Here is a 3075-nt window from a genome sequence, read left to right on the forward strand (position 1 = left end):
CCAAGCCTGATGCTACCTTATAACCGTATCGCAATTATTGTCTTTACTATTGGTGTCTTACTGTTGCTGGTTTATCTACTCAATAAAACCCGTTTTGGTTTATTTGTCCGTGCCGTAACGCAAAATCGTCAGATGGCTCGTGCTGTCGGTATACGATCCAGCCGAATTGACATGATGGCATTTGGTCTAGGTTCAGGTCTTGCCGGTCTTGCCGGTTGTGCCTTGGCGCAAGTGGGTAATGTGGGGCCAGATTTGGGCCAGAACTATATTATTGATGCTTTCCTTGTGGTTGTTGTCGGTGGGGTTGGTCAAGTATGGGGTGCAGTTCTTGCCGCTTTGGGACTAGGTGTCAGTGGTACCGTACTGGAAATTGGTATGGGTGCAGTATTGGCGAAAATTATTCTCTTGGTTCTTGTGATTTTGTTTATTCAGAAACGTCCACAAGGTTTGTTTGCCATTAAAGGACGCTTTGTGGAGTAAGCCTATGAAAATCACATCATTACTTTCAGATAAACCTTATAGCACACTCGCAATTGCGATCTGTTTTGTTATTTTACTGGCCTTGCCATGGCTGCATTTATTGCCAGCAGATTCGAGCCTGCATCTGTCTGCTTATTGGGTCACTTTGATCGGCAAGATCATGTGCCTAGCGTTGGTGGCGTTGGCGCTTGATCTGGTCTGGGGCTATGCCGGTATTTTAAGTTTAGGTCATGGCCTGTATTTTGCCTTGGGGGGGTATGCCTTTGGCATGTACTTAATGCGTCAATCAGCAGGCGATGGCTTGCCTGACTTTATGCGTTTTTTGAGCTGGACTGAGTTACCCTGGTTTTGGGTGGGGACCAATCATTTCTGGTGGGCCATGATACTTGTGGTTCTGATACCAGGACTGATTGCTTTTATTTTCGGCTTCTTCGCTTTCCGCTCCAAAATCAAAGGCGTTTACTTTTCGATTATTACTCAGGCGATGACCTTTGCGGCAGCGCTTTTATTCTTCCGTAATGAAACAGGCTTTGGCGGGAATAACGGATTTACCGGTTTCAAAACCATTTTAGGCATGGACATTACCTCAGCACCAATGCGTGCTAGCCTATGTTTTATCACGGCTCTGGTGTTATTGCTGTGCTTTGTTGGTCTACGCCATTTAATGAATAAACCTTATGGTCGTGTGCTTGGCGCAATTCGTGATAGTGAAAATCGTCTGCAATATTTGGGTTACCGCACCTTATGGTACAAGCTTTCAGCCTGGGTATTATCTGCTGTGATTGCAGGTATCGCTGGTGCACTGTATGTACCACAAGCCGGGATTATTAACCCAAGCGAAATGAATCCAGTGAACTCGATTGAAATGGCAGTCTGGGTAGCGGCTGGTGGTCGAGGTACCTTGATTGGGCCGATTCTGGGTGCAGGCTTAATTAATGCAGTAAAAACTTATTTTACTGTCGCTTATCCGGAAGCATGGTTACTAATTCTGGGGGCATTATTTATTGTGGTCACCATCTTCCTGCCTAAAGGTTTGATTGGTTTATTCGACCGTTTTAAAAAGGAGCGTAGCGAATGAGTGAAATTTTACAACCTCATGGCGGCCATGCTTCTGAAGGCTATGGCCGACCAAAAGAGCAAGGGCCAGATTTTAGCCATGGGATCGCACTTTATCTGGAAAAAGTCAGTGTCTGGTTTGATGCTTTCCGTGCCTTAAATGATTTATCGCTGTATATCGAAGAAGGTGAATTGCGCTGCATCATTGGGCCAAACGGCGCGGGTAAAACCACATTGATGGATGTCATTACTGGGAAAACCCGTCCTACTGAAGGTTCTGCATTTTTTGGCCAGACCTATAATCTGGCGAAAATGAGTACTGAAGAAATTGCCGAAGCTGGCATCGGGCGTAAATTCCAGAAACCGACAGTGTTTGAAAATTTTACCGTGATGGAAAATCTGCTCTTGGCTGCACCTAAAGATAAACGGGTGAAAAAAAGCTTTTTCAGCAAGCTCGATCCGGATGCACAAAATGCCTTGGATGAATCTTTACAGCAGATCCGCTTGCAGGAATTTATTCACAAACCTGCAGGGCTTTTATCTCACGGCCAGAAACAATGGTTGGAAATTGGCATGCTGCTGATGCAACGTCCAAAACTGATTTTACTGGATGAACCAGTGGCAGGGATGACTGATGCTGAAACTGAACGGACTGCTGAACTGTGTCTGGAACTGAAAAAGAATCATACCCTGGTAGTCGTCGAACACGATATGAGCTTCATCGATACTATTAGTGAGAAAGTCACGGTGCTGGCACAAGGGGCGATTCTGGCTGAAGGTACATTGGCAGAAGTACAGGCCAGTGAAGATGTTATTGAAAAGTATCTTGGGCGTTAAGGGGCTGACTGATGCTAGAAGTTAAAGACATAAATCAGTTTTATGGCGGTAGTCACATTTTACGTGATGTGTCTTTCAATGCGCCTGTCGGTGAGTGCTCAGTGGTTCTGGGTCGTAACGGCGTTGGTAAAACGACACTACTTAAATGTCTGATGGGGATTTTGCCCATCAAATCAGGTCTGATTCTTTTAGATGGCAAAGATATTGCCAAACTGAGTCCTGAACAGCGCGTTCGGGCAGGTTTGGCCTATGTGCCACAAGGTCGGGATATCTTTTCGACTTTAACCGTTGAAGAAAATATTCTGATTGGCATGGCGAAATTTAAAGGAACCAAAACTCGTAAAGTACCGGAACATCTCTATGAGATTTTTCCGGTATTAGAGGAAATGAAATATCGACGCGGTGGTGACTTATCCGGTGGCCAGCAACAACAACTGGCGATTGCCCGCGCATTGGCATCTGAACCGCGTGTGCTCATTTTGGATGAACCGACTGAGGGGATTCAGCCATCTATCATTAAAGATATTGGTCGGGTAATTCGTAAACTGGCTGATGGCGGTGAAATGGCGATTGTTCTGGTAGAACAGTTCTATGACTTTGCTGAAGAACTGGCAGATGGTTATACCGTTATGGCACGTGGACAAGTGATTGCTCAGGGTGTTGGAAGTGAAATGCCGGAAAAAGGGATTCGGGATCTGGTGG

4 protein-coding genes are annotated in these 3075 nt (G+C 45.5%); all 4 read left to right on the forward strand.

All coding sequences use genetic code 11. From position 1 onward, the window contains the following. On the forward strand, positions 1–480 hold a 480-nt coding region (locus B3143_RS07615), incomplete at its 5' end, for an ABC transporter permease subunit (RefSeq protein WP_414630914.1). A 4-nt stretch (positions 481–484) separates the two neighbouring features. After that, the gene (gene urtC / locus B3143_RS07620; protein ID WP_004785875.1) at positions 485–1558 is read left to right on the forward strand and encodes an urea ABC transporter permease subunit UrtC; all 1074 of its coding nucleotides are present in this window, start codon (positions 485–487) and stop codon (positions 1556–1558) included. Then, complete coding sequence (gene urtD / locus B3143_RS07625; protein ID WP_004785873.1) at positions 1555–2373, forward strand: urea ABC transporter ATP-binding protein UrtD; 819 nt, start codon at positions 1555–1557, stop codon at positions 2371–2373. The genes urtC and urtD overlap by 4 nt, the downstream gene beginning before the upstream one ends. An 11-nt stretch (positions 2374–2384) precedes the next feature. After that, the coding region (gene urtE, locus B3143_RS07630) for an urea ABC transporter ATP-binding subunit UrtE (protein ID WP_286740024.1) at positions 2385–3075 on the forward strand (691 nt) is incomplete at its 3' end.

This window comes from Acinetobacter sp. UBA1496, from assembly GCF_002324975.1.
GTDB lineage: Bacteria > Pseudomonadota > Gammaproteobacteria > Pseudomonadales > Moraxellaceae > Acinetobacter > Acinetobacter variabilis.